The 22,830-nt window shown below is 65.3% G+C and carries 21 protein-coding genes and 2 pseudogenes; 5 read left to right on the top strand and 18 right to left on the bottom strand.

Annotation, left to right across the window (positions count from 1 at the left end; all coding sequences use genetic code 11):
* Positions 1 to 26: 26 nt before the first annotated feature.
* The gene (locus E1H18_RS16390) at positions 27 to 542 is read right to left on the bottom strand and encodes a hypothetical protein (protein WP_172270300.1); all 516 of its coding nucleotides are present in this window, start codon (positions 540 to 542) and stop codon (positions 27 to 29) included.
* A gap of 56 nt (positions 543 to 598) precedes the next feature.
* Positions 599 to 1,219, bottom strand: a complete 621-nt coding sequence (locus E1H18_RS16395; protein ID WP_172270302.1) for a hypothetical protein — start codon at positions 1,217 to 1,219, stop codon at positions 599 to 601.
* 273 nt (positions 1,220 to 1,492) lie between these two features.
* Between E1H18_RS16395 and E1H18_RS16400 the strand changes: the two genes are divergently transcribed.
* Complete coding sequence (locus E1H18_RS16400; RefSeq protein WP_172270304.1) at positions 1,493 to 3,151, top strand: hypothetical protein; 1,659 nt, start codon at positions 1,493 to 1,495, stop codon at positions 3,149 to 3,151.
* A 58-nt stretch (positions 3,152 to 3,209) separates the two neighbouring features.
* Here the strand turns inward: E1H18_RS16400 and E1H18_RS16405 are convergent, their stop codons facing one another.
* Entirely contained in the window at positions 3,210 to 3,737 is a 528-nt protein-coding gene (locus E1H18_RS16405; protein WP_172270306.1) for an antirestriction protein ArdA, read from the bottom strand.
* A gap of 252 nt (positions 3,738 to 3,989) precedes the next feature.
* Between E1H18_RS16405 and E1H18_RS16410 the strand changes: the two genes are divergently transcribed.
* Together E1H18_RS16410 and E1H18_RS16415 are read left to right on the top strand one after the other, a co-directional pair.
* Positions 3,990 to 5,708, top strand: a complete 1,719-nt coding sequence (locus E1H18_RS16410; RefSeq protein ID WP_172270308.1) for a recombinase family protein — start codon at positions 3,990 to 3,992, stop codon at positions 5,706 to 5,708.
* 420 nt (positions 5,709 to 6,128) lie between these two features.
* Positions 6,129 to 6,377 (top strand): hypothetical protein, encoded by a 249-nt coding sequence (locus E1H18_RS16415; protein ID WP_172270310.1) that lies wholly within the window; start codon positions 6,129 to 6,131, stop codon positions 6,375 to 6,377.
* A 196-nt stretch (positions 6,378 to 6,573) separates the two neighbouring features.
* Here the strand turns inward: E1H18_RS16415 and E1H18_RS26830 are convergent.
* A pseudogene (locus tag E1H18_RS26830) lies at positions 6,574 to 6,668 on the bottom strand (hypothetical protein); the annotation flags it as partial.
* A 286-nt stretch (positions 6,669 to 6,954) separates the two neighbouring features.
* A complete protein-coding gene (locus E1H18_RS27125; protein ID WP_255500977.1) occupies positions 6,955 to 7,086 on the bottom strand; it encodes a hypothetical protein in 132 nt (43 codons plus the stop codon).
* 102 nt (positions 7,087 to 7,188) lie between these two features.
* Between E1H18_RS27125 and E1H18_RS26835 the strand changes: the two genes are divergently transcribed.
* Together E1H18_RS26835 and E1H18_RS16420 are read left to right on the top strand one after the other, a co-directional pair.
* Positions 7,189 to 7,455 (top strand): transposase, encoded by a 267-nt coding sequence (locus E1H18_RS26835; RefSeq protein WP_062096469.1) that lies wholly within the window; start codon positions 7,189 to 7,191, stop codon positions 7,453 to 7,455.
* Positions 7,440 to 8,381, top strand: a pseudogene (locus E1H18_RS16420) (IS3 family transposase); the annotation flags it as partial. The gene E1H18_RS26835 and the pseudogene E1H18_RS16420, both read left to right, overlap by 16 nt.
* Positions 8,382 to 8,639: 258 nt before the next feature.
* Here E1H18_RS16420 and virB11 read toward each other — a convergent pair.
* The 13 genes from virB11 to E1H18_RS16485 form a co-directional block, all read right to left on the bottom strand.
* Entirely contained in the window at positions 8,640 to 9,632 is a 993-nt protein-coding gene (gene virB11, locus E1H18_RS16425; RefSeq protein ID WP_370526534.1) for a P-type DNA transfer ATPase VirB11, read from the bottom strand.
* Positions 9,629 to 10,615 carry a TrbI/VirB10 family protein gene (locus E1H18_RS16430; RefSeq protein ID WP_172270312.1) on the bottom strand — a complete coding sequence of 329 codons (987 nt, stop codon included), beginning with the start codon at positions 10,613 to 10,615 and terminating at the stop codon, positions 9,629 to 9,631. Before E1H18_RS16430 ends, virB11 begins: the two co-directional genes overlap by 4 nt.
* Complete coding sequence (locus tag E1H18_RS16435; RefSeq protein ID WP_172270314.1) at positions 10,612 to 11,307, bottom strand: TrbG/VirB9 family P-type conjugative transfer protein; 696 nt, start codon at positions 11,305 to 11,307, stop codon at positions 10,612 to 10,614. The genes E1H18_RS16430 and E1H18_RS16435 overlap by 4 nt, the downstream gene beginning before the upstream one ends.
* On the bottom strand, positions 11,304 to 12,014 hold the full coding sequence (locus E1H18_RS16440) for a virB8 family protein (RefSeq protein ID WP_172270316.1): 711 nt from the start codon (positions 12,012 to 12,014) through the stop codon (positions 11,304 to 11,306). Before E1H18_RS16440 ends, E1H18_RS16435 begins: the two co-directional genes overlap by 4 nt.
* Positions 12,011 to 13,111 carry a type IV secretion system protein gene (locus E1H18_RS16445; protein ID WP_172270318.1) on the bottom strand — a complete coding sequence of 367 codons (1,101 nt, stop codon included), beginning with the start codon at positions 13,109 to 13,111 and terminating at the stop codon, positions 12,011 to 12,013. Before E1H18_RS16445 ends, E1H18_RS16440 begins: the two co-directional genes overlap by 4 nt.
* Entirely contained in the window at positions 13,108 to 15,471 is a 2,364-nt protein-coding gene (locus tag E1H18_RS16450; protein ID WP_172270320.1) for a VirB4 family type IV secretion/conjugal transfer ATPase, read from the bottom strand. Before E1H18_RS16450 ends, E1H18_RS16445 begins: the two co-directional genes overlap by 4 nt.
* On the bottom strand, positions 15,468 to 15,731 hold the full coding sequence (locus E1H18_RS26845) for a type IV secretion system protein VirB3 (protein WP_370526535.1): 264 nt from the start codon (positions 15,729 to 15,731) through the stop codon (positions 15,468 to 15,470). The genes E1H18_RS16450 and E1H18_RS26845 overlap by 4 nt, the downstream gene beginning before the upstream one ends.
* Before the next feature lie 22 nt (positions 15,732 to 15,753).
* A complete protein-coding gene (locus E1H18_RS16460; protein ID WP_172270324.1) occupies positions 15,754 to 16,071 on the bottom strand; it encodes a TrbC/VirB2 family protein in 318 nt (105 codons plus the stop codon).
* A gap of 85 nt (positions 16,072 to 16,156) precedes the next feature.
* The gene (locus E1H18_RS16465) at positions 16,157 to 17,152 is read right to left on the bottom strand and encodes a glycerophosphodiester phosphodiesterase family protein (RefSeq protein WP_172270326.1); all 996 of its coding nucleotides are present in this window, start codon (positions 17,150 to 17,152) and stop codon (positions 16,157 to 16,159) included.
* Between the two features lie 317 nt (positions 17,153 to 17,469).
* Entirely contained in the window at positions 17,470 to 17,847 is a 378-nt protein-coding gene (locus tag E1H18_RS16470) for a hypothetical protein (protein WP_172270328.1), read from the bottom strand.
* A 149-nt stretch (positions 17,848 to 17,996) separates the two neighbouring features.
* Positions 17,997 to 18,647, bottom strand: coding sequence for a hypothetical protein (locus tag E1H18_RS16475; RefSeq protein WP_172270330.1), 651 nt, complete (start codon positions 18,645 to 18,647; stop codon positions 17,997 to 17,999).
* A 2-nt stretch (positions 18,648 to 18,649) separates the two neighbouring features.
* Positions 18,650 to 19,816 (bottom strand): hypothetical protein, encoded by a 1,167-nt coding sequence (locus E1H18_RS16480; RefSeq protein ID WP_172270332.1) that lies wholly within the window; start codon positions 19,814 to 19,816, stop codon positions 18,650 to 18,652.
* A 272-nt stretch (positions 19,817 to 20,088) separates the two neighbouring features.
* Positions 20,089 to 22,677: a TonB-dependent receptor gene (locus E1H18_RS16485; RefSeq protein ID WP_172270334.1), complete on the bottom strand. Its 2,589-nt coding sequence runs from the start codon at positions 22,675 to 22,677 to the stop codon at positions 20,089 to 20,091.
* Between the last annotated feature and the right edge of the window lie 153 nt (positions 22,678 to 22,830).

Below are 22,830 nucleotides of genomic sequence, written 5' to 3' on the forward strand. Positions count from 1 at the left end.
CTGGCGATCGGAAATCCTTATCGCCTTCAGGCAGACGTCAACGCCTCACCGCCCGAAAGCCGGGCAAGGTCGGCCTCGTCCAGGAAAGTGAGGCTCGCACCGGCCGTCGCATCGAACTGATGCAGGCTACCAACAAGCTCGTCCAACTCGATCTTCAAGCGTCGCCACCAGTCGCCATCGGACTTGGCAAGCGTGGCCAACGGCGGCGCCGAAATCGTGGCCAAGGCCGCATCCAGCTTCAATCCGATCTCGATGACACTGATCATCAGGCCTTCGCTCTCGCCCGGCGCTTTGTCGATCAGGCGATGCACGTAGCTCTGGGCCGTGCGCAAAGAAGACAGCGTAGAGAGCTGGCCGCCAGCCTCGAATTCGTCCAGGCGCGTGGCGATATGATTGCGAACCGCGAACATGCCGGTCAGCAGGGCGCGCTCGCGGCGCTGCATGCCGGCCTCGTCGTTGCGCTGCTTGCGCCGATCGGCGAGCCAGGCCCCCAGCAGGGCGAAGCCGCCGCCGACAAGCGCGCCGAGTAGCGGCCCGATCACCGCCAGGACCTTGCCTAAAGTCTCCATGCCCCACCCGTCATCATGCCGCCTGTCGGCTAGTCCAGTTGCTTGAAGGCCCACAAGTGGCCGTAGAGCGCCGCCAGATCCTCGGCCTTTTGGGCCGAAAAGCCATGTCGCGACAACATCGCGCGCAGGGCCGGTTCGGGGATCTCCTGGCGCCCTTCCTTCACCAGGCGGTAGAACCGCTGCCAATCGAGCGGATGCAGGGATGCCGTGTCGGCCTGGACCCCGAAGCGTTCTACGAGCTCGCGCGTCCTGGCGGTCGCCTGCCAGCGGCCGGCCCCGCGACGCTCGATCCGCAGGCGGTAGCGGGTTCCGCTGGCCGTGTTCCAGGCCGACAGCAACGGCTTGATCATCACCTGCGCGGCCTCGGCATAGGCGTCATAGGTCGGCGGTTCGGGCGCCCAACGGTGGGCGGTCAGCTCGACTCGGATCGTCGCTGGCCGGTCGGGCGGCGAGAGGAGCGCGAAGTTCAGGTCCTGGTGGGCGCTGGCTTCGAGCAACTCGAAGGTCGCGGCCTCGTATCCGGCCTCGCCCAGGGCGTTTGAAACGCGTTCGGCCTTGAAGCGTCCCGAAGCTTGGCCGAGCGCGACCATTCCGTCGAGAAAGTCGGTGCGGTCGCCCGAAATGGCGATGTCGATATCCGGCAGGGGCATGGGGTCCTCGAATGACAGCCCCAGCCTATACGGTGCTCGCCGCCAAAAACGGTCGTAGGTGAAGCGCCGGCTCCTTCCGCGCCCTTCGCCGCTTGGGAGGGCGGACCCGCTCCCCCGCGCTACGGCGCGCCAGCCCGAGAGGAGATCGTCCTGGCGGCGCGCCCTCACCCGAGAAGACGGATGAGCGCGCTTCGGAAGCCCGTGTTCAATGACATGCGGCCATCGCCCGGCGCGATGGGACCGCCCCCATGAACCCGATCCAGGAACATCACCATGACGAAGATCACCACCGCCTCGGACGTCGTCCCAGTCGCGGACGCCCACGGCGCGGCGTCCGTCCTCGCAGGTCTCGCCGACGCGGCCCTGACGATCAAGATCGACCAGTTCGAGCCGGCCTTCGACCGTCACGGCGAAGCAGAAGAGCGCTGCATCGCGGCGTGCAGGGCCCTGGAAACCAGGCCGCTGCCGCAAGTGCTTGTCGTCGCGCCCAAGGACCGGACGCTGGTGGGCGTAACCATGACCTACAGCGACGGCGCGACCGAGAGCCGTCCGATCCCGGTGGATCCGGTCCGGCTGGATACCGCCCAAGCCATGCTCGACTATTGCGAGGGCGACGCCGCGCGCGCCGCGCCCTACCTGGCGGCGCTGGAGCCCTGGCTGGCGGCCACCCTGCCGCTTCGCCGCCGCCTGGATCGGGCCAGACAGGCGGCGCGCCGGACCGAGGCGAGGCAGTTGGCCGCCACGAACGCGATGCAGGCGGCCGCCATGGCCATCCTGGCGGCGCCGGCGCTATCGATCGGCGACATGCTCGCCAAGATCGACGGCTATGTCCGAGTCCATTGCGACAGCGGCAAGCTGGAGGATCTGGACGCGTTCGACGCCGCGCCCCTGACCTTGGCCCTGGCCAAGGACCTTGCCGGGCTGGCGCGGACGACGCTGGCCCCGCCAGGATCGGATTGGGCGCTGGCGTTCGAACGCCTCCAGGCCGCCGAGCAGCGCTACCGGGCGCTTTGCGCCGAGGACGATGACGCCACCGACCGGCTGCACCTTGGCCTTGATCCGGCCTGCCGCGCGCCAGGGCTGCACCAGCGCGAGTCGATCCGCTGGCTGTCGATCGAGGCCTTCGACAGCGACGTCCTGCTGACGCCCCAAGCCAAGGCGCTGCTGCGCCCCCGGGCGGAGGCGGCGATCAAACAGCGCGACGGTTTCTTCCGCCGCGTCGAGGACCCTGAGCGCAACCGCCGCAGCGCCGAACTCGAACGGCTGTGCGACGAGAAGGACATCGCGATCGACGAGCTGCTGGCGCTGCCGCCCCCGAGCGTCTCGGCCCTCCTCTATGCGATGGAGCAGCGGATTGGGTGGATGGACGACGACAAGGTCGGCCTCGCCGATCCCGGCTACGTGGCCTTCTGCCTGAACACCTATCTCGATGCGGCCTACCCGGTTCAGAGCTATATCGACCTGCTGCATCTCGCCGGGCGCACCTACGCCGTCCCCGAGGCGCTGAACTTCAATCCCCGGGCCTGGATCGACGCCTATGAGGCGGTGGACGGGAAGGTGGGCGAGGTCGGCCAAGGCCTCATCATCGCCTATCCTGAGCACGACACCCTGCAAGCCCGGCGACTGCGGGTCGCCCTGGCCCAGGCGCCGTGGAAGTACCGCGCGGTCCATCTGGCCGCCGAGCAGCGCCGCGAGCAAGGCGGCGACCCGTTCCGCGACGCTCAGGGCCTGGCGGGCAAGTGCGACCAGCGCCACGCCGCGCGCCGCTTCGACGGGTTCGTCCGCCGGGCCGACCACGTCGTCTTCACGCGCGATCCGGTGACGGGCGCGGCGAGCCCGCACATCGAGCATATCGACAACGCCGTCGCGCCCTACATCCCGGCGGGGTTCGGCGTGCCCGCGCCCGATCCGCTGATCCTGGCGGCCGAATAGCCACGCCCTGTGGTCGCCGGCCCTGGGTGAGGGGCCGGCGACGTTTTCATCGCAGAGCCTAGCGCGTCCAGAACACGTGGACCTCGTCGTGGGCGGTCTCCACGGTAAAGACCTCCCCGCCGAGTTCGGCATCACGGGCCATGGCGTGATAGTCGATATAGCGGCGAAGGGCCTCGGGGATCACCATGGTCTCTTCGGTCAGCTCGGCGAAGTAGTCCGACAGCCGGGGATAGACGCCGCGATACTCGTCGAAGGCCCCGCGCGCCGCCTCCAGGTCGCCGCCGACATGGGCCAGCACCAAGGCCCCGAGACTCCCGCGTTCGCGCAGGAATTCGGCGATCTCCACCACCGCCTCCAGGGGCATGGACTCGCCGACCTCCACCCCGCCGAAGTCGTCGTGGTCGTGGATGGCGTATTCCTCCGCGCCCGGCGCGGGCGAGGCGGCCAGCACGGCGGCGACCGCCGCGCGCACGTCCTCGACGTCGTCGCCGACCTCGATCCAGGCGCCATGCAGGCGGCCCTCGTTGTAGGCGGCCAGGCACGCGACATAGATGCGCGGCTCCAGGTTTCCAGCGCCCTTTCCCATGGTTCCAACCTCGCTTCAGGGGTTCAGCATGAACCCTTGCCCGTCGGCGAGACCGGGGGTGCAAGCGGAGGCGCCGACTTCGCGGGGACCCGGCTGCAGCCCGGCCAAAGGCTGGGCGAAGCTGGGCGGAAGTCGGTCCGAAGCGCGCTGGGGGCGGCGCCCCAAGCGTCCTTTCCCGGCCGGATCGCCGACGTCCACCGGGACAATGGCGTGCTGGCGCGTCTGTTGAGGTTTGACCTTCAGGACATCCCTATGAGCATCGATCCGACCGCCCCCGCGCTGTTCAAGGCCGCGCAGTACCTGCGCATGTCGACCGAGAACCAGCGCTATTCGCTTGGCGCCCAGGCCGAAGCGATCGCCGACTATGCAAGGATGCGTGGCCTGGAGGTGGTCCGAACCTACGCCGACGCCGGCAAAAGCGGCCTGTCTCTAAAGGGACGGGAGGGCCTTCGCGAGCTGCTGGCCGATGTGGCCAGCGGCGGGGCGGAATTCACCGACATCCTGGTGCTCGACGTCAGTCGGTGGGGCCGCTTCCAGGATCCGGACGAGGCGGGACACTACGAGTACCTCTGCCGCGCCGCCGGCTTCCGGGTGCATTACTGCGCCGAGGAGTTCGGCGACGCCGACAGTATCGCCGGCTCGATCGTCAAGCACGTCAAGCGCGTCATGGCGCGCGAATATGTCCGCGAGTTGTCTGCGCGCATCAAGCTCGCCAAGCGTCGGCGCGCCCAGATGGGACACAGGGTCGGCGGCTGCGTCGGCTTTGGCCTGCGCCGCCAGGCGACCCACCACAGCGGGGTCGCGCGCGCGGTGATGGAGGCAGGAGAGCGCAAGGCGATCACCTCGGACCACACGAGCGTGGTGCATGGCCCGCCCGAGGAGATCGCCACGGTCAAGCGCATCTTCCAGCTCTATGTCCGGCGCGGGGGCGGCATCGCCCAGATCGCCAGACGACTGAACGCCGAAGGATGCTCCGGCCCCGGCGGCATGAGGTGGACGCGCAACCGCGTGCGTAGCGTTCTGGCCTACGAGCCCTATACCGGGCAGATCTTCTACGGAAAGAGCACCCAGTTCCTGAAGGCCGATGTCCGCCCGGTGCCTCGGGAACACTGGATCCGGTCCCAGACGCTTGAGCCGATCATCAGCCGCGCGACGTTCCGGCGGGCTGCGGCGATGCTGGACGACATCCCCGCCCATCTGAACGACGAGGAGGTCATCGCCGGCCTGCGCCAGCTTTTGGCCAAGAAGGGTAAGCTCACCATGCGGCTGATCGACGAGTGTCGCCATCTTCCGTCCGCCACCACGCTGCTCAAGCGCTTCGGCGGCCGGGCCGGCGACATCTACGCACTGGTCGACTACGCGCCGCCGCCACGCACGCCGATCCGGGTGAGAACCTCGCGGCGTCCTGATCTGGTCGAACGCCTACGAGCCATCCATGCGCAGCATGGCTATGTGTCGGCCGCGATGATCGAGGCCGATCCCAACCTGCCCTCGGCCCATACGGTGGCCGCCAATTTCGGGAGCCTGGCAAACGCCTACATCGCCGCTGGCCTGCCCTATCGCCCACGCACCCTCGAGGCCAGGGCGCCGGACCAGCGTTTCAGCAAGACACGGCCACGCCGCAAGATCCCGATCATCCGCAACGACGACGGCTCGCCTTTCACCGACGCCCAGTTGGTCGCCGGCCTGAAGACCCTGCTTTCCAGGCACGGTTTCCTCAGCGAGCAGTTGATCGCCGAGCAACCCGACCTGCCGACGGCGAGCTTCTACCGGCTGCGGTTCGGAAGCCTCCTGGAAGCCTATGCGGCGGCTGGCTACACAGCCGAGCGAGGCGCGCTCCTGAAGGAGACCTTCGCCCGACGGCCGATGCGCGGCACATGGCGCGCCCAGGCCGCGGCTTCTGGCCAACTCAGGTCGGAATTGCCAGAGGTCACCGACCTGGCGGGTCGCGCGGCGCATCTCGGGGCCTAGCGGCGGCGCGCGCGCAGCGCCGCCTCAAGGAGAGGCCCCGACCCGAGGACCTACAATCGCCACGGCGATCTGGTCATCAAGCTCGAGACCGAACGCGGATTCACGGAGTGGACCGCCTATGCCGACAGCGACAGCGACGGCCTGTGGTCCAAGCTGGCCTCGGGCTATGGAGCGCCCGATCTGCCTGGCCTCACGACCCTCCTGAAGTCCACAGCCCAAGCCGTCCAACCGCAGAGCGAACCCTCCGGCGCCTTGGGGGAGGATGACGACAATGATGATGGCGAGAACGACTTCTAGGCCGATGCTTGGCACGGCCTGGGCCACGACGACGACAGCTCACTGGATCACGACGATGATGATGGGATCGGGCGCGGGTCAGATTCTGACCAGTATGTCTTCACCTTTGGCGCCGATGGCGCGATGACCTCGGTGGTGGAAATCAAGGAGAACGGCCAGTTGAAGTTCGAGGCGATCGAGCGTGATGAGGGCTACGCGCGGGTCGGCGCCTTCGTCGTCAAGACCGAATGGGACGCTGGACGTCCGGAATGGACGGTCTACGCCGACGGCAATGGCGATAGCCGATGGACAGAGGTCGCCGAGGTTTACGGTGTTGTGAACCTTGCAGGCGTGATCAGCCAGATCGAACCTGGATACCTCGGCCTGACCTGAGCGTCGCGGTCGCCCCAGGCCTCGGCTCTTCGAGGTTTGGGGCGGTAGCCATTTCTCACCTCCGAGCGCGCCCGTCCAATATCTCGGGGGAAGATCAGACGGGCCAACCGGGTCGTCGGCCCGCCAGGCGCTAACCCTGGCTCACCTCCAGAAACTGAACGTTCAGCGCGCGTGTTGAGAAGGCCTCTTCCGCCCCATAACCGCAGAAGCGCGCAGCCCCTCTATTTCGGCACCTTCCGCGAGGAAAGGAAGCGCGGTGGCTAGGACCGCCGCCGTAGCTAGCTTTCTCATAATGGCGTCCTGGAGCGACTCCACCATGAAGTTTAAGCTGCTGAGGTTCAGCTTTCCACCCTTCCTGCCGATCTCTGAGCCCGCTTAGCCGGCCAGGGGCGTGCCAATAGCCGCCATTGGCTCGTCACCAAGAAGCGCCATGGACTCATTTCACGAGCCCCTTTCAGAGTCGAATTCCGTTCAGATCGCCTTCGCTGTCGGGAAATCAGATGGAGAAATGGGGACGACGCTGGACTGAAGCCCAGCGTCGTTTTCAGCTATGATGGCGCGGTCTTGTTGGCGAGACCTAGCACTTGGTCTGGTTGGTGCAGCCGGTGTTCGACGAACCCGAGCAGTCGCCTTGGTTGATACAACCATCGTTGAGTTCGTTTTGATTATCGTCGCCGCCGGCGGTCGTTGCGTCGTAGAGCCCCTCCATGGCGATGAGCTCTTCATCGTTCAGGACGACTCGACCGTTGACGTGACCCCCTGAAACTCCTCCAGAAATAATTAGAGTCCGCCCCAGGAAAGGGACGGACGAATGAAGCGATCACGGTTCACGGAAGAACAGATCATCGGGATCCTGCGCGAGCAGGAGGCGGGCGTGCCGGTGGCGGACCTGTGCCGTAAGCACGGGCTCAGCTCGCCGACCTTCTACAAGTGGAAGGCCAAGTACGGTGGCCTGGACGTGTCGGAGGCGCGGCGGCTCAAAGCGCTGGAGGACGAGAACGCCAAGCTCAAGCGGATGCTGGCCGACGCCATGCTCGACAATGTCGCGCTGAAAGACCTTCTGGGAAAAAAGTGGTGACGCCCGCCGCGCATCGGGAGGCTGCAGCCTATCTGCAGTCGGCCTACGAGATGAGCGAGCGGCGGGCGTGCCGGGTGCTGGGCGTGGATCGGACGAGCGTGCGCTACCAGGCCACGCGGCCCGATGACGGCGTCTTGCGCGAGCGGCTGAAGGCCTTGGCCCAGGAGCGACGCCGGTTCGGCTATCGCCGGCTGCACGTGCTGCTTAGGCGCGAGGGTCACGCGGTCAACAAGAAGCGGATTCAGCGGCTCTATCGCGAGGAGAAGCTAACCGTCCGCCGTCGCGGCGGGCGCAAGCGGGCGATCGGCACGCGGCGGCCCCTGGAGGTCCCGCTGGCGCCGAACCAGCGCTGGAGCCTGGACTTCGTGTCCGACCAGATGACCGACGGTCGCCGCTTTCGGATCCTGACGGTGATCGACAACTGCACGCGCGAATGCCTGGCCCTGGTGGCCGACACCTCGCTGTCGGGCCGGCGGGTTGCGCGCGAACTGGACGCCATCATCGCCCAGCGTGGCCGGCGGCCCGACACCATCGTCAGCGACAACGGCACGGAGTACACCTCCAACGCCATCCTGGCCTGGACCGACGACAGCGGCGTGGGCTGGCACTACATCGCGCCGGGCAAGCCCCAGCAGAACGGCTACAACGAGAGCTTCAACGGCCGGCTGCGCGACGAACTGCTCAACGAGACCCTGTTCCGATCCTTGCCGCACGCCCGCGCCGTGCTGGAAACCTGGCGGCGCGACTACAACGAGCGGCGGCCGCACTCCAAGCTCGGCTGGATGACACCCAGGGAGTACGCCAGCGCCTTCTGCGGAGAGGCCGGCCGGCACGCTGCGCAGGCTGATAGCTCCGCGCACCGGCCTCTTGCCACCCACCAACACCAAGGCTCAAATCAACCCAGGACTCTCGTTATGGCTGGATGAGAAATGGGGGTCACGTCACCGGCTTCTACCTTGAGCTTGGCAATCGGCGACCATCGTACGACCCGTCGCGCTGAGTCTGTGGCGAAACGAAGCGCCGTAACGAAGTGCTACGTCGGCTCTGTCCCCGGCGCTCAACTGCGCCAAGCGCCTGAAGGCCCTGCGATGGCGAACGCTCTACCAAGTCATCTGCGAGGCCTGGACCAAGACCCCCTCAATCTTCAAGATCAATCCGCGCCATCTCGTTGCGGGGCCACACACCTAAGACGCTGAGCTCTCCCGCGCCAAGGGCGTAAAGAGAATTTCGATGACGCGACGGCGCCCGCCTTGGCGCGATAGCTGCACGAAGACGTCGACAACGCCCATGACGTATTCAACGACTTCGAAGCGGCCCAGCCCCACGCCGGCCTGCAACGCCATCAGGGCGATCTGATCGCGCGCGCCCGCCGGCGTGTCGGCATGGACGGTCGTAATCGAGCCTGGGTGACCTGAATTGACGGCGCGGAGAAACTGAAACGCCTCTTTGCCTCGCAATTCGCCCATGATGATCCGGTCGGGTCGCAGGCGAAGCGCCGCTTGCAGCAGTTCCTCTGGTCCCACCGCGCTCTCGCCCAGGGCGCCACGCACGGCGACCAAGCCTACGGCGTTGGGATGAACAAGGCGCACTTCCGGCGTGTCCTCAATGACGATGAGCCGCTCGTCCCGCGGCGCTTCCTGCAGCAAGGCGTTCAAGAAGGTCGTCTTGCCGGTCGATGTGCCGCCGGAAACGACGATCGTCTTGCGGGCCCGCACCGCGCCCCGCAGAAAGTCAGCCACCTTGTGAGCGTCGAGCAACGCCTGAAGGGCGACGTCGACAGCGCTGGCCTCGTTCAACCCGACCTGTTGAGCGCCCTCGAAAGCCCCGGCCGCTTCATAGTCGTCCAGCATCATATCGGCGACGGCATGCTTGCGGATCGCCAGCGCAATCGGTCCGCGCGTGCAAGGCGGAGCGCAAACCTGAACCCGCGAGCCGTCCGGCAGCACGGCGGCCAACAACGGATGCTCGCGGCTGACGCCCTGGTGGCTCTGAGAAGCGATTTGCCGCGACAAGCGCCACAGCAGGCCCTCATCCAGGGCCGGAACCTCGACCCGCTCCGCAGGCTTGCCGATCGCCTCGACCCAGAGCTCCCCCGGCCGATTGATCATGATGTCGGTGACATCGTCTCGTTCCAGCCAGCCCGCGATGGGCTCAAGATAGGTCTTGAGATAGCTCACGGGACGGACATTCCGCCAAAGTCGAGATCGCGCATGACGAAAACGGTGATGGCCGCGCCCTTCTTTACGCGCACCGAAGGCTTGAATTCGCTTTGGGGGGCCAGAACCTGTCCGATGTTGCCCAGAGCTTGGCCGGGATTGCTGACGACCACCGCGCCGTTGCGCGGCTGCGAAGCCAAGGTGGCGCCGATCTGAAAGGCGGTCTGCAGGGCGATGCCGGAGACCCTCGCCAGGGTATGGTTGTCCACCACCCCCGCAGCGCCGGCTGAACCGACAGCGTCTGTGGCGGGCGCATTGATGCTGATGGAGACGCCATCGGGCCGAACCAGGCGGCTCCAGTTGATCACCGCACGTCCGCCGGCGGCGCCTTCGCGCACCTCGCCGATGATCCGGCTGCCTTTGGGAATGAGCACGCGCGTTCCGTCAAATCCGCGAATATCTTCAGAGACGACCGCCCGGACAGGACCCATGCGCGCGCTGTTGATCGGGGTCTCGAGGACGGCCGGAATGGTCGCGCCTTGCGGCACCGTGGCGCTTCGGCTTCGAAGCTTGGCGGCGCGCACCGGGCTTTCGACGGGGCCGTTCTCGACCAGATCGACCACAAGCGCCGGTTCCGAGAGCCGCCCCATGGAGACTGAACGCTCCGGGCCTGGCGGCGCGGGCCGCTCGACGTAGCGGATTTCCGGGGGCGGCGCCGGCTGGGTCACGTAGCGGATTTCAGGCGCGGGCGGCGGAGGCGGCGGGGGCGGCGGCGGCGGGGGCGCGACGGGAAGGCGAAGGCGCGGCGCCGGCGCGATCGGCGCGGTCGACGCCACCTCACGCGGTTCTGGATTTCGCCGCCCCTCCAAGAACAGAAACAGTCCGATCGCCAGGACCAAAAGGCCGATCAGAACGGCGATGGGAGCGCCCGCGCTCGGCAGCGGGACCTGCGGCGCGGCGCCCTGGTCGCGCTCGGCGACGGGTTCGTCGCCGCCGCGCTTCATGGGCGGCGGACCTTTTTGAGGCGGCGGGACAATCGCGCCTCCTGGGCGCCGCGCCGCAGGACGTACTGCTGCGCGACACCCTCGATCATCAGAGCCCCCTCGCGCATGGCGCCGTTGATCAAACGCTCCTGCCCGTCGGGGCCGATCGCATAGACCGCCGGCAGAGGTGTGGCCTCGCTCCAAACAAGCGTGGTGGTCTTGCCGTCATCAGACGCCGTGACCGGACGAAGGCTGCGCGCGCCGCGAAAGGCGTAGAGGGCGCCTTGCGCCTCGTCGGTCGCCAGCATGGTCGCCACGGGCGCGGGCGGCAGAATCCTGACCAGATAGGGCGTCGTCGCAGGCGCCATGGCCGGATGCAGATCGAAGACATAGGTGCGCGCATCGGTCACCACCGTCAGGTTGGTGTCTGCCGCGCCTTGCATGGGCTTGATGAACAGCCGGTCGGCCGTCTTGTTGGGCGTGGCTTGCCAAAGCGCGGCGTTGCCGACCGCCACGCTCTGAATCCGGTCGTCGGTCGCAAATTCGAGCGTCAACTGAAAGCCGAGCGCAACCGTCAGACTGACAACCTGCTCGGTGTCGTAAATCACTGACTGAATGCGGGGATCGCCGGGGCCGGGACGAGGCGTGACACCAGCCTGGGTCGGGCCAACGGTCACCAGCACAATCATCCAAATGCAGACCGGCCTGATCATGGGATTTGCGCCTGGTCTTCTTCCGCTGTTTCGCTCAGCGGGGCGGTTTCGGGATCGCGGCGGTAACGCACGACCTGGAACCCAAGGGGATTGATCAGTCGGTCTTCGAAAGTCATCGGCGCGTCGCTGAACCGATAGGAGACGATGGAAACCCAGGCCTGAGGCTTTTGCGCCATGCCGTCGGCGTCGCGGCGGTAGGTCTCGAACCGGACAAGCACCTTCTGATGGCCAATGGGCGAGAGGCTCTTGATCCGGGCCTCGACGACGGCCGTCGACGGATAGGCGTTGGCCGGGTTGTTCGGATTGTTCGGCTGCATGAGCGCCACGTATTCCTGGCGCGCGCTTTCGGCCGACCACAGAGAGACGCGTTTGTAAGCCGCCGCGACATCCGCCAGATCAAAGTGCTCGCGATCGGTCACATACCGAGCGATGAAGGCGCGGGTCAGGGCGTCATTGGGCGCGATGTCACGCCGTCCATCCGCATTAAGCACCTCGACATAGCCGGTCTGGCGATCGACGAGGATCGGAACGGCGCTGGAGGACTTGAGAGGCGCAAGCGCGAGCAACGCCAAGGCCTCGAGGATGGCGATCACCAACGCGCCGATCGCGAACATGCGCGTCAGCCGCAGGGTCGAGCGCAGGGCCGCGTGCTGTTCGACGGCCCAGCTCGTCGCCTGCGGGTAGTAGGAGGCTCGCTCCTTGCTCATGATCTTTTTCCGAGTCGAGACGGAACGCGGCGCGACCGTGTTTTGATCGAACGGCGCGTTCCAAGCGTGTCGGCGTGCGCGGCGCGCTCGGTGGCGGTCGCGAAAGCGGAGCCGTTGAAATGCGCCGCTCTGGGGACGGGGGGATCGCTTGTCCGATCGCGCCGGACTTGGGCGAGCATCGCCTGGGCCACCTGTTGCGCCCGCCCATGCTCGGTCAGCATGGCGCTGTCCGGATGAGCGCCACCTCGCCCCTCGGGGCCAGCAGAGACACGGCTTTCGTGGGCAAGCGCCAGCTGTGGAAGCCTAAAGCGGGCGAAACGGAAACAGCACGCGACCCCGACCATGGCCGCTGGCGCGATCCAGCCCACCAGGCCAAACACCGGCGCAGTCGATGCGAAGTCCGCGCCGACGTCCCGCGCCATCTCAGCCTTGATGAAATCATATTCCAGGGTGGTGATGATCAGCACCGCCGCCGAACCCAAGAGAACGCCCACAAGGCTCCGCGCCCAGCCCTCGACCAAGCCCAAGGTCGTATCAAAAAGGGCCAAGGGGATCAGAAGGGGGCCAAGGCCCAGAAGGACTCCGGCGATCAGCCGCAGCGCCAGCCACGCGGTGGTGGTCGATGGGCGCAGCTCGCCGGCGCCGCGCGGAGCTGAACCCGACGCTTGCGGAGGGCTAGACACGTTGGTGACGCGCTCGGCGGCACGGTCATCGCGCAACGCCTTCGCCGCTTGGGCCGGCGTGAGCGGCTTCAGCCCGGCGGGCCCCAAGACCGCTGCGGCGATCTCGGGCGGCCCCCGTAGCACGAGCGCCTGAACCATGGACTGGTAGCTGGCCCAACTCGACGCCAAGGCGATGACGAGGCCCACGCGCGCAGCCGCCAAGACGGCGGCCCGCGCATCGTGGGTCTGACCCAACATCATGCGATAGCCGATCAGCGCGACATAGAGCAGAAGACATCCGCTCAGCAGCCCCGTCGCCAAGGCGCCGCCCTGGGCTTCGAAGCCCGCGCGGCTGGCGGCGTCGGCGTGGCATTCGACATAGTCGCTGAGCCGCCCCAAGAGGGAGGGGTCTGGACTGTGGCACGCGCTGGTCATGCGACGGCCAGCAGTTCGCGCATCCAGGCCTCGGGCGCATCGCCCGTTCTGGTGCGGATTTCATCCAGGAGACGCACCGTGCGCTCGCGCCCCGACAGGATGGTGAGCATCTCCCCCTCCCCTTCGAGATCCAGGCGAACGACGGCGCTCTTGCCGCCTTGCTTGATCAGGAAGCAACGGGCCTCCGAAGGCAGCGCCCGCACCAGATCAAACTCGTAGGGCGTCAGCCCAAATCCGCCGACATAGTCGCGGCTCTGCCCCTTGGGATTGGGCATGAAGATCTGCGTGGCCGCCTGCTCCACGATGTCTGCGGCGATCTCGCTCTTGAGCGCGTCCTCGGCGCTTTGGGTCACAAAGCCGATCAGCCCGTTGCGCTTGCGAATGGTCTTTTCCCAATCGCGGATCCGGCTGCGGAAGGCCGGATCGTCCAGGGCTTTCCAGGCTTCTTCGATCACGATGATGGCCGGCGCCCCGTCCAAGCGCTCTTCGACCCGGTGGAACAGATACATCATCGCCGGCGAGCGCAGGCTCGGGTCGTCCAAGACCCGGGTCATGTCGAAGCCGAGAATGCGGGCGTTCGGATCGATGGCGTCCACGGCGTTGTCGAAGAGCCAGGCGTGCTCGCCCTTTCCGAACCAGGGGCGCAGCCGCGCATGGAGATCCCGGCCATGCGGGCGCTCACCGCCGCGCAGAAGGTCGGCGAAGGCGCCGAGCCGGCGCAGATGCGGCGGGGCGGCGAAGTTGGCGGCGACCGCGTCTTCGATCCGGGCGACATCTTCGGGATCGAGCGCGCCGCCGTCCGCCACCAGCGCCGCGATCCAGCTGGTCAGAAAGCGCCGGTCTCGCGCCGTATCGGGGAGGGCCAGCGGATTGAGCCCGGAAGGCTCCCCGGGCCGCAGCACATTGTAGCGACCGCCGATCGCGCGGAGGAACAGCTCCGCCCCCCGATCCTTGTCGAAAAACATGATCTGGGGATCAAACCGCCGAGCCTGGGCCAGCAGGAAGTTCAGCACCACCGTCTTGCCCGAGCCCGACGGCCCAATGACGGTGAAATTGCCCAGATCGCCGTGGTGGAAGTTGAAGAGATAGGGGCTGGCGGCCGTGGTCTCCAGCACGCTGACCGGCGCGGCCCAATGCAGGCCGTCGCGCCGCCCCATCGAGAAGTTGTGACTGGACGCCAGGCCCGCGAAGTTGCGGGTCGAGATCAGGGCGCGTCGCGTGATATAGCTGGTGTTGCCGGGGAACTGGGCCCAGAAGGCCGGCTCCAGGCCGATGTCCTCGCGCACGGCGATCATGCCCAGATCGGCCAAGGCGGCCTGGACCTCGGCCACGGCCTCGTCCAGGCGAGGAAGGCTGTCAGCGCGGATCGTGATCGTTAAGTGGTGCTCGCCGAAGGCCGCGCGACCGGCGGCCAGATCGTCCCTGGCGATCGCCAGTTCGTCGCGCAGGCTGAGCGCCTCATCGTCGGCGGCGCGCATCCGGCGAAGGGTGGTGTTGACGCGATCCGACGCGGTCGCCCGATCGACGAAGGCGAAACTCTGGCTCAGCGCCATCTCGACCGGCAGGCGTAGCAGCTCGTCGAGCATTCCGGGCGTCGAAGCGCCAGGATAGTCCTTCAGGGATATCACCGCGGCGAAGGTGCGCTCGCCGCCGACGCCGGGCGAGAACTCCAGGGCCTGACGCCCGACATGCAGCCGGCGATAGGCCAGGTGGTCGCCGATATCGCCCGACGGCAGCTTCACGGGACGCTGCTCGCCGTTGAGCAGAAGGAAGAGGAATTCCAGGATTTCCGACTGCGGGCCACCCGGCGCGTCGTAGGCGCCGAGCGCGCGGGCGCCGTAGGCGGAGAGGCTGGCGATCAGCGCGTCGCGCGCGGCCGACAACGCCTTGACCTCGGTGGCAAGCGTCGCCTGGGCGGTGATGTCGGCGCCCAGCAACGGCGCGGCCAGCCACTGGGCCCAGCGGCCGCGCCCCCGCAGGGGTCGCCGGACGATGGAGATGAAGAGGTCGTTCTGAAAGCGCGGGCGCCCGTTCATCCTCTGCGTCCAGGCCGTATCCAGGGCCTGACTGAACGGATCGGGAAAGACTCCGGGCTGGACGGGATCGGCCGGGCGCCGGACGACATGATGGTGGATCGCAAACCGCGAAGACGCCAGAGCGCGCAGGGTCGCGTCGCGCAGCTGTTTGCTATGGTTGAGATCGTCGCTGTCGGAGGTCTCGAAAGGCAGGCCGTCCAGACGGATGACCTGCATCAGGCCGCCGTCGCGCAGCATCAGCGTCGTATCGTCGATCTGCGCCAGATAGGGCAGATGACCGCCGATCGTCGGCTCTCGCCGCCAGAGAGAGAGGCCAGAGCTCATGGTCGGTAGGAATTGCAGCCCCAGAGGGACCAGGTCGGACTACGCGGGCACTTGGTCGCGCGGATGCGCCAGATCTCGAAGATGCGAGGCTCGCGCAGGCAAGCGGCCAAGCCCAGCAGATGGAAGAGGCCGGACGCCACAAGAGCCCAGGGCGACTTGAACAGGATGAAGAGCTCGGTGGTCACGATCAGGTTGAGGATGACCATGCTGTAGGTCACCCCCCCGAGCATCTGGGGCCGGGTCAGTCCCGTGAAGATCACGTCCCGCTCGAGCGCGCTCACCTCAGTAGCCCGAAACCGTGGCCGCCGACTGAATGCCGGCCACGATGCTGGCCGCGCCGAAGAGGACGAAGCATCCCAGGATGACCGTCGCGCCATAGCGCCAGTTGAGGCGGCCCGTCAGCATCATGAAGCCGACCGCCGCGATGGCCACGACCGCCACGACGGTGGCGACCGTCCCCAGCAAGGTGCCTTGCACCCACTGCAGCGCCCCGATGATCGGGCCCGCTCCCGCAGGATCGGCATAGGTCTGAGCGAACGCCGCGGCTGGCGCCAGCGTCAAGCTGCCGCTGAGGACGGCGAGAGAAGCTAGGATACGCATTGAGGCTCTTCCATAGCCGGGAGGAGAAGACGAACCGAATCGACCTCAGGGTCGGGCTTTCATCTATATTTGCCGCATGATACTTTTACGGCAGTCGCGGAGTTGCGGAGGTTTTATAGAGAGCCCCACCCTTGCGCCGCCCCCTCTTCTCAAGATAGCGCAGAATATACTCAGGGCGGTCCGTCATGATGACATTAGCGCCAAGATCGAGCAGCCTGCCCCAGCCCGCGTCTGGATCGCTCATCGAGACCTGATCGCTGAAGCCGCCGCTCCACTGCGGCTGCACCGCCACGGCCATCACCGGCCGACCCTTCAGGCGCGGATCGCCGGCGATGCGCTTGAAATAGTCGGGGGTGAGGAACGGCAGTTCGTAGCCGCTGCCCTTGTGGGCCTCCAACGTGTCGAGCCGCTGGATCGGATCCGCAGCCCCCTCCCAGATGATCGGCCACATCGTCACGCCGGCCGGCAGGGCCAGCGTGTCCAGCACGTGCTTGGACGCCAGCTTGCCGTGGCTGAAATTGTCCGGAACCTTCAGCAGGATCTGGTCCAGGACCCCCTCCTCGGCCGCGATCGTCAGCGACTTGGCCAGCAGGGTCTCGAAGTTCGCCGCCAGAGACGGCTTCATCTCCAGATTGATCATCACCTTGCCCTTGGCGGCGAGGTAGTAGGCGCGCAGGGTGGTCACCGGGGTGGTGGTCACCGCCGCGCCCGCCCCCCCTTGGCCATCGCGCAAGCGCAACGCCGCCATATCCGCCAGAGTCAGGTCGTTGACGTAGCCCCAGCCGTTGGTGGTGCGGTTGACGGTGTCATCGTGCATCACGATCAACTCACCGTCCTTGGTGCTGCGTACGTCGTTCTCGACCACCTCGACGCCCAGCTTGGCGCAGGCGTCGATGGCTTCGGGCGAATTCTCCGGCGCCGCCGAAAAGCAGGCGCGGTGGGCCACCACGATCACATGGCCGGGCGGCGGATGTAGCACCCGCTCGCGCAGGGCGGCGAAGTCAGCGGTCTGGGCGGCGGCCACGGCCGGGACGAGCAGAAGAAGCGCCGCACCCAGCAGCGCCCCGATGTTGCTGACCATGTCTCTAATCCTATGTAAACGTAGTGTCGGATGCGCGTGCGCCGCGAAGCAAGCGCGACCGGCCACTAAGGTATGATTGACGGTGTCGTACTGCCGGGCTCTGGCGGATATCCCCTTCCGCCAGAGCCCGGGACACGGATGCGCTTTCCCAGGACGGTAGCCCAGCATGACGCCAACGGACCAATTCAAGGCGAGCGCCGGTCCGCCCATCGGCACTTTGCGGCTGCGTGCGGCCCAGACCAAGCGCCGGATGTGAGGCCGAGAGACCCATAGTGGCAGAAGCAGCCGGCCGTTGATTGGAAAGCCCCCCCGTTTATCTACCCACCCTTCATTTCCATGCCCCAGAGCCACGTGTTGCCGTCCCGTGAACTATGTAAGCATTGATTGAACATAAATCGGACAAGAGCTTTGGATAACATCGCAGACACCGCCATGGACTCCAGAGAGCGAGCCTCGGCTGCGGTGCGCATATCTTGCAATCCTTTAGTCGAGACTCTCTGCTCAGCCCCATCGACATCCCGATATATTATCACAAGTATAGGATAGTCTTTCTCGTAAATATCACCGTGATTTACCTGAGTTATATAACCCTCTTTTAGTCCACAATATTGCTTAACTTGAGCCTCAGATTGGGAAGGCGCCAGTATCGCCAACACACCAAATGCTGCAATCAGACTAGCGTTGAGAGTTCTCATCTGTACAATCTCCTTTTACGATAGATGCAATATTTGACTACGAATGATTTTCCGCGCAGATAGATTTTCGGACAGAAGCACAACTTACAATTATATTGTCATGGTAATTTCTTCCAGAAATTGTCTCTCTAAATCAGCAATTATCCTCACTAGTCAGCAACTAGAGCCGGCCCGAATATGGCAGCCCTCACCCTTTCTTCATATAGAAATGGGCCTGGCGGACTATCGTAAGGATAGCTGATCCATTTCGCGTATTTGTTCTTTACATCATCCATCAGGTCACTGAGCTTTCCGTAGGACACCTTGTTACCTATTTGATTGTTGAGATGCCCCCTGTAGACCTTCTCGGGCGCCCCGAAGAAAGCAACCGTGCTGTAGACAGGGCTGCGGTCAAAGTTGCCACTGTCCGATGTCCTGGCCTCGACCCAGATGAAGTTCGCCGTAAACGCCACCCGCCACTTGGTCTTGGCCGCTGGACTGCTGCTCGGGAACATCCGGTCCAAAGAGTCAATGACGACGTCCTGACCAATCAGGCCGGGCGTCACCGTGTTTGTTATGGTGAACTTGATCGACCCTCGCCCGTTCGGGTGAACATTCAATTCATAGATGGAGCCGCCTTCAGTGTGATAGAATACCTCACCAGCACTTCCTGAGGTTTCATAGTCGACCACAACCAGATCGTCGTCGGGCTGCTTCTGAGCGTAAAGCCGCGTGTCCAGTTTGCTCGGATAGGCGCTCGCGTAAGCCGGCGCCAGAACCAGCACCACGGCGATCGCGGCCTTGGTCATAAGATGGTTCATGGTCACTTTTCCTCTGCCTTGACCGCCGAGAACGGCTGCGGACCTGAGATCTGGAACTGGCTGTACATGTCGGGACGATCAGTGATCACCGCTGCATAAAGCGGTGAGCCATAGCCGGTGCCATTGGAGGACGCCGCGTAGCCCAGTGTGACGAACGGATTGCCCCGCTGATCGTCTTCCCAGGCTCCCTTACCCACCGTATTGCCGAGGAATTTCCAGTTGTACTCGCGGCCCAGCGTGCCCTTGTCGCCGGCCGGATCAATGCTCCAGATCGCCGAGCGCTTGCAGAGCCAGGACTTGGCGGGACAGTTGCTGGTTTGCCTGGCCGCGAAATCGATCAGGCCCTGGTACGTAACACCTTGCACGGTGAACGGGTTGGAAGCCCAGTGCGCGCTGTTATAGAGCTGGATTTCGTAGGTAATGATCTGCTTGGAATCATTGGTGGCTTGCCGCCACGCCGCCGCCGCGCCGGTCACTGTGCTGATTTCTGACGCTTTGTCACTGTCGGTGCACGGCCCCTGGTCCTTACTCTTCATGCAAGCCGCTTTGTTAACAATCGGACTCCATAGGAAGCGGCCAGCAAATATACTTTCGAAATCGACGGGGCCGAAATAAGCTGTTGAACTATTGTAATTGTACGTCGTTTTAATTGCCACATTCTCGAGAGCATCAACCTCTCTCGCGACCTGAAGCACCCTTCCTATTATTCTCGAATATTGATCATCCTCCTGGGATGACGGCGAGAGACTCGGAACCTTCGGGTCGATCATCAGCAGCACCTGATTGGCCTTCGCCCAGTTGACCACGTCCTTGATATTGGCCAGAGCGTTTGACGGCAGCGTGTTCGCGGAGCCGTCCCGCAACCGCATGCTGAACTGGCCAAGCTGCTGCGCGGTGAACTGACAAGGCTGGTCATTGACATTTCCGCCGGCGGCCAGCATCGAGAAATAGTGTCCGACGAACACCTCAGTATAGGCGTCCGGACAGGCCGGCCCGGCCATGGCCGCGTCGATTTCCAGCACGCGATAGCCGGCGCCCAGAGCGGCCTTGAACGCAGCCATCGTGTTTTCCGCCACAGTAGTTTTGCTGCCACCCGCGCCTCCCCAGAGCCCCCGATGCGGGATCGGAACGAGGTCGGAGGACCGGGCATTATTCCAGTCGGTAATCATCAGACGATTGATGGCGCCGCAAAGAAGCCTTGTGGAGACGCTCGCCTGCCCCTCCTGGGTGTAGCATCTATGTCTAGGGTCGTAGACATCGGCCGTGTTTATCAGCCGTCCGTACATATAGATGTTTGTCGATATAGGCGGAGCCGCCCAGGCCAACGCGGGAGTGGCCAGTATTGCGATCGCGACGAACGACGATGATAATTTCCTTGGTAACATTTTCGCCTACGGATCCACCCTGTTGATCTGAACGATTTTTTATCACTGCTGCGGCCTCAGTAATTGAACCTCAGACCCAACCAGTAGCTGCGGCCAGCGCCCAGCGCGTTGGACAGCGAGTCTTCCAGGCCCGTGGACTGGATCGAATAGGAGTCGCCCAGGTTCTTGGCGTCGAAGGTCAGCTGGATCTGGCGGCGCAGCCGCAGGGCGGCGTGCAGGTCGAGGCGCTCATAGGGCCGGATCCAGACGTCGGTGAGAGCATTGGCCCCGAACGTGCCGGTGAAGGTGCGGCCCTGCTTCTTGTAGCTCAGCCGCAGGTCCAGCGGCCCGGCGTCATAGCTGAGCGCCAGATTGGCCAGCCAGCGCGGCTGGCCGCGCAGGCCGCCGACCGAGCGGGTGGAGCCGTCGCTGAACACCACGTTCCACTCGCCTTGCAGGCGGGTGTAGTTGGCGCTGATCCCCAAGCGGTCGAACGGCGCAGGCAGCATGTCCAGGCGGCGCTTGGCGGCCGTGAACTCCAGGCCGGTGACCTCGGCCGCGCCGGTGTTGAGCGGGATCGTGTTGATCTGGACGATCTGGCCGGAGGCGTCGGTGACGACCGACCGCTGACTGAAGGTCTCGCCGTCGATATCCTTGCGGAACACGGCCACGGCCAGCAGGCCGTCATCCAGATAGTATTCCAGGCTGGCGTCATAGTTGGTCGAGACGCGCGGCCCCAGGGTGGGGTTGCTGCCCCGGACCAGCGGTACGCCGCTGGCGTCGAAGGTGGTGGTGGTGCCGGGTGCGAAGTCCTGGAAGTCGGGCCTGCCGATGGTCTTGGAGACGGCCGCACGCACCTTCAGGCGCGCCAGCGGCTCATAGGTCAGATGCAGGCTGGGCAGCCAGTTATCGTAGTCATGTTCGCGGCTCTGGGGCTTGATCACGCCGGCCACCAGTTGGCTGGTGTCTGTGGCGTCGCTGGTCCGCTCATAGCGCAGGCCGGCCATCAGCCGCACGTCGCCGACCGCGTAGTAGGCCGCGCCGTGCAGGGCTAGGACGTCCTCGCGCAGGGCGTAGTCGGCGGTCGCGGACGCATCGAAGGTTTGAGCCGCGTTGGCGGGATTGGCCATGAAGGCCCAGAAGGCGTCATAGCTGTCGTGGGCCGCGCGGTTGCCGGCCATGGTCGCACCGGCCGGCGTGACCTGCGACAGGTTCAGGGTGACGCCCTTGTTTAGCGTATAGTTGGTCAGGTTCTGATCGAAGGTGCGGTCTAGGCGCACCCAGCTCAGGCCGCTCGAGACCCCCAGGCCACGGCTGTCGGGCTGGTTGTTGTAGTTGAACACCCCGCCTAGCGTGGCGATCTTGTCGCGCAGCGGCTGGACGCGCTGGTAGGTGCCCGTCGCCGCGCTCGAGAACACCCAGTTGGCGCTGTTGTCGTAGAGCGCCGTGTCGGACGGCCGAATGACCGGCGCGTCGCCGTTGATGTCATAGGCGCCGTTGAACGACGCCAGCCGGAAGCCGTTGCCGAGATTTCGCGTCAGGGTGTCGTTGCCATAGGCGGTGTAGTTGCCGCGCAGCGAGATCGAGCCGCGCGCCATCACCCGATAGTCCAGACCCGCGCCCACCACCTTGGCGTTGCGCTGCATGTCATAGTCGAATTCGCGAATCTGGCCCTGGGCGTTGGTGAAGGTGGCCTGACCCTTGCCCGTCTGAGAGACCGTCCTCCCCCCGGTGTTGGCGATGAACGCCCCGGCGCGCTGCTGGTACATGTCGCGCTGTTCGTCGAAGATATTGGCCGAGAGGAAGGCGTAGAGCGCGTCCTCGCGACGCATCTCCAGCTTGGCGAACGCGGCGGTGTTGCGGACAGTCTTGTCGTAGCGGCTGTCGGCGAAGACGTTGCTGTTGACCTGATCGCGCGTGACCCCGTCGGGACCGGCCACCTGAGCGTAGCCCAGCACCGAGCCGAAATCATCGTAGTCGGCGGTGCGCTGACGGTTGAAGCCGAAGACGAAGCCGTACTGGCGCTCTGGGCCAAAGGTGAACTTGCCGGCGGCGGCAAACTGGTTGCTGGCGCCGTCGAAGACGCCGCTGCGATGCTCGGGCAGGCCGACCCGGTAGGTGGCCTTCAGGTACGACTTGGTACCGCCGTCGAACGCGCGCAGCGTGCGCAGCGAGATGTGGCCGCCGATCGAATTGGCGTCCATGTCCGGCGTCAGCGTCTTGTAGACGGCGGCTTCCTTGACGATCGCCGCCGGGAACATGCCGGATTGGGCGCCGCGATTGTTCTGGCTGCTGAACAGGATGGGGTTCCCATCGACGTCCAGGCTGTTGTAGCGCGAGTCAAAGCCCCGGATGTTGGCGTAACCCGCCTCGCTGGAACCGTAGAACCCGGTCGAATTGACGCTGGGTAGGCGTTCCAGCAGCTCCGGCAGCGACAGATCGGCGGTCTTGTCGATCTCCTCGGCGGTAATGGCGTCGACGATCACGGGCGCGGCCGCCTTGATCCGCTCGACGGGCGTGTCCACGGCGCTGCGCCCCGTGACGACCACCTCCTCGAGCTGTACGGCTAACGCCTGATCCGCCGATTGGGCCATCGCGGCCCCGCCCATGAAAAGCCCCACCAGGGCCGTCGTGGCCATCAGGCCCTTGCGCATCATCACAGTCATCAGAAAGGTGCCCCCTGGCAGCGCCGAACGACGCGTCGGCTGCTTGGTACCCGAGATCGATGACAATTTTGTTTAGTTTGCTAACATATCATTTGCGGTCGTTGCGCGCTCACCTCCTACCCCCTAGGGTTTGCGCATGGTGAAATCCCTGAC

Source organism: Caulobacter sp. RHG1 (assembly GCF_013181195.1).
In the GTDB taxonomy this organism is placed as follows: domain Bacteria; phylum Pseudomonadota; class Alphaproteobacteria; order Caulobacterales; family Caulobacteraceae; genus Caulobacter.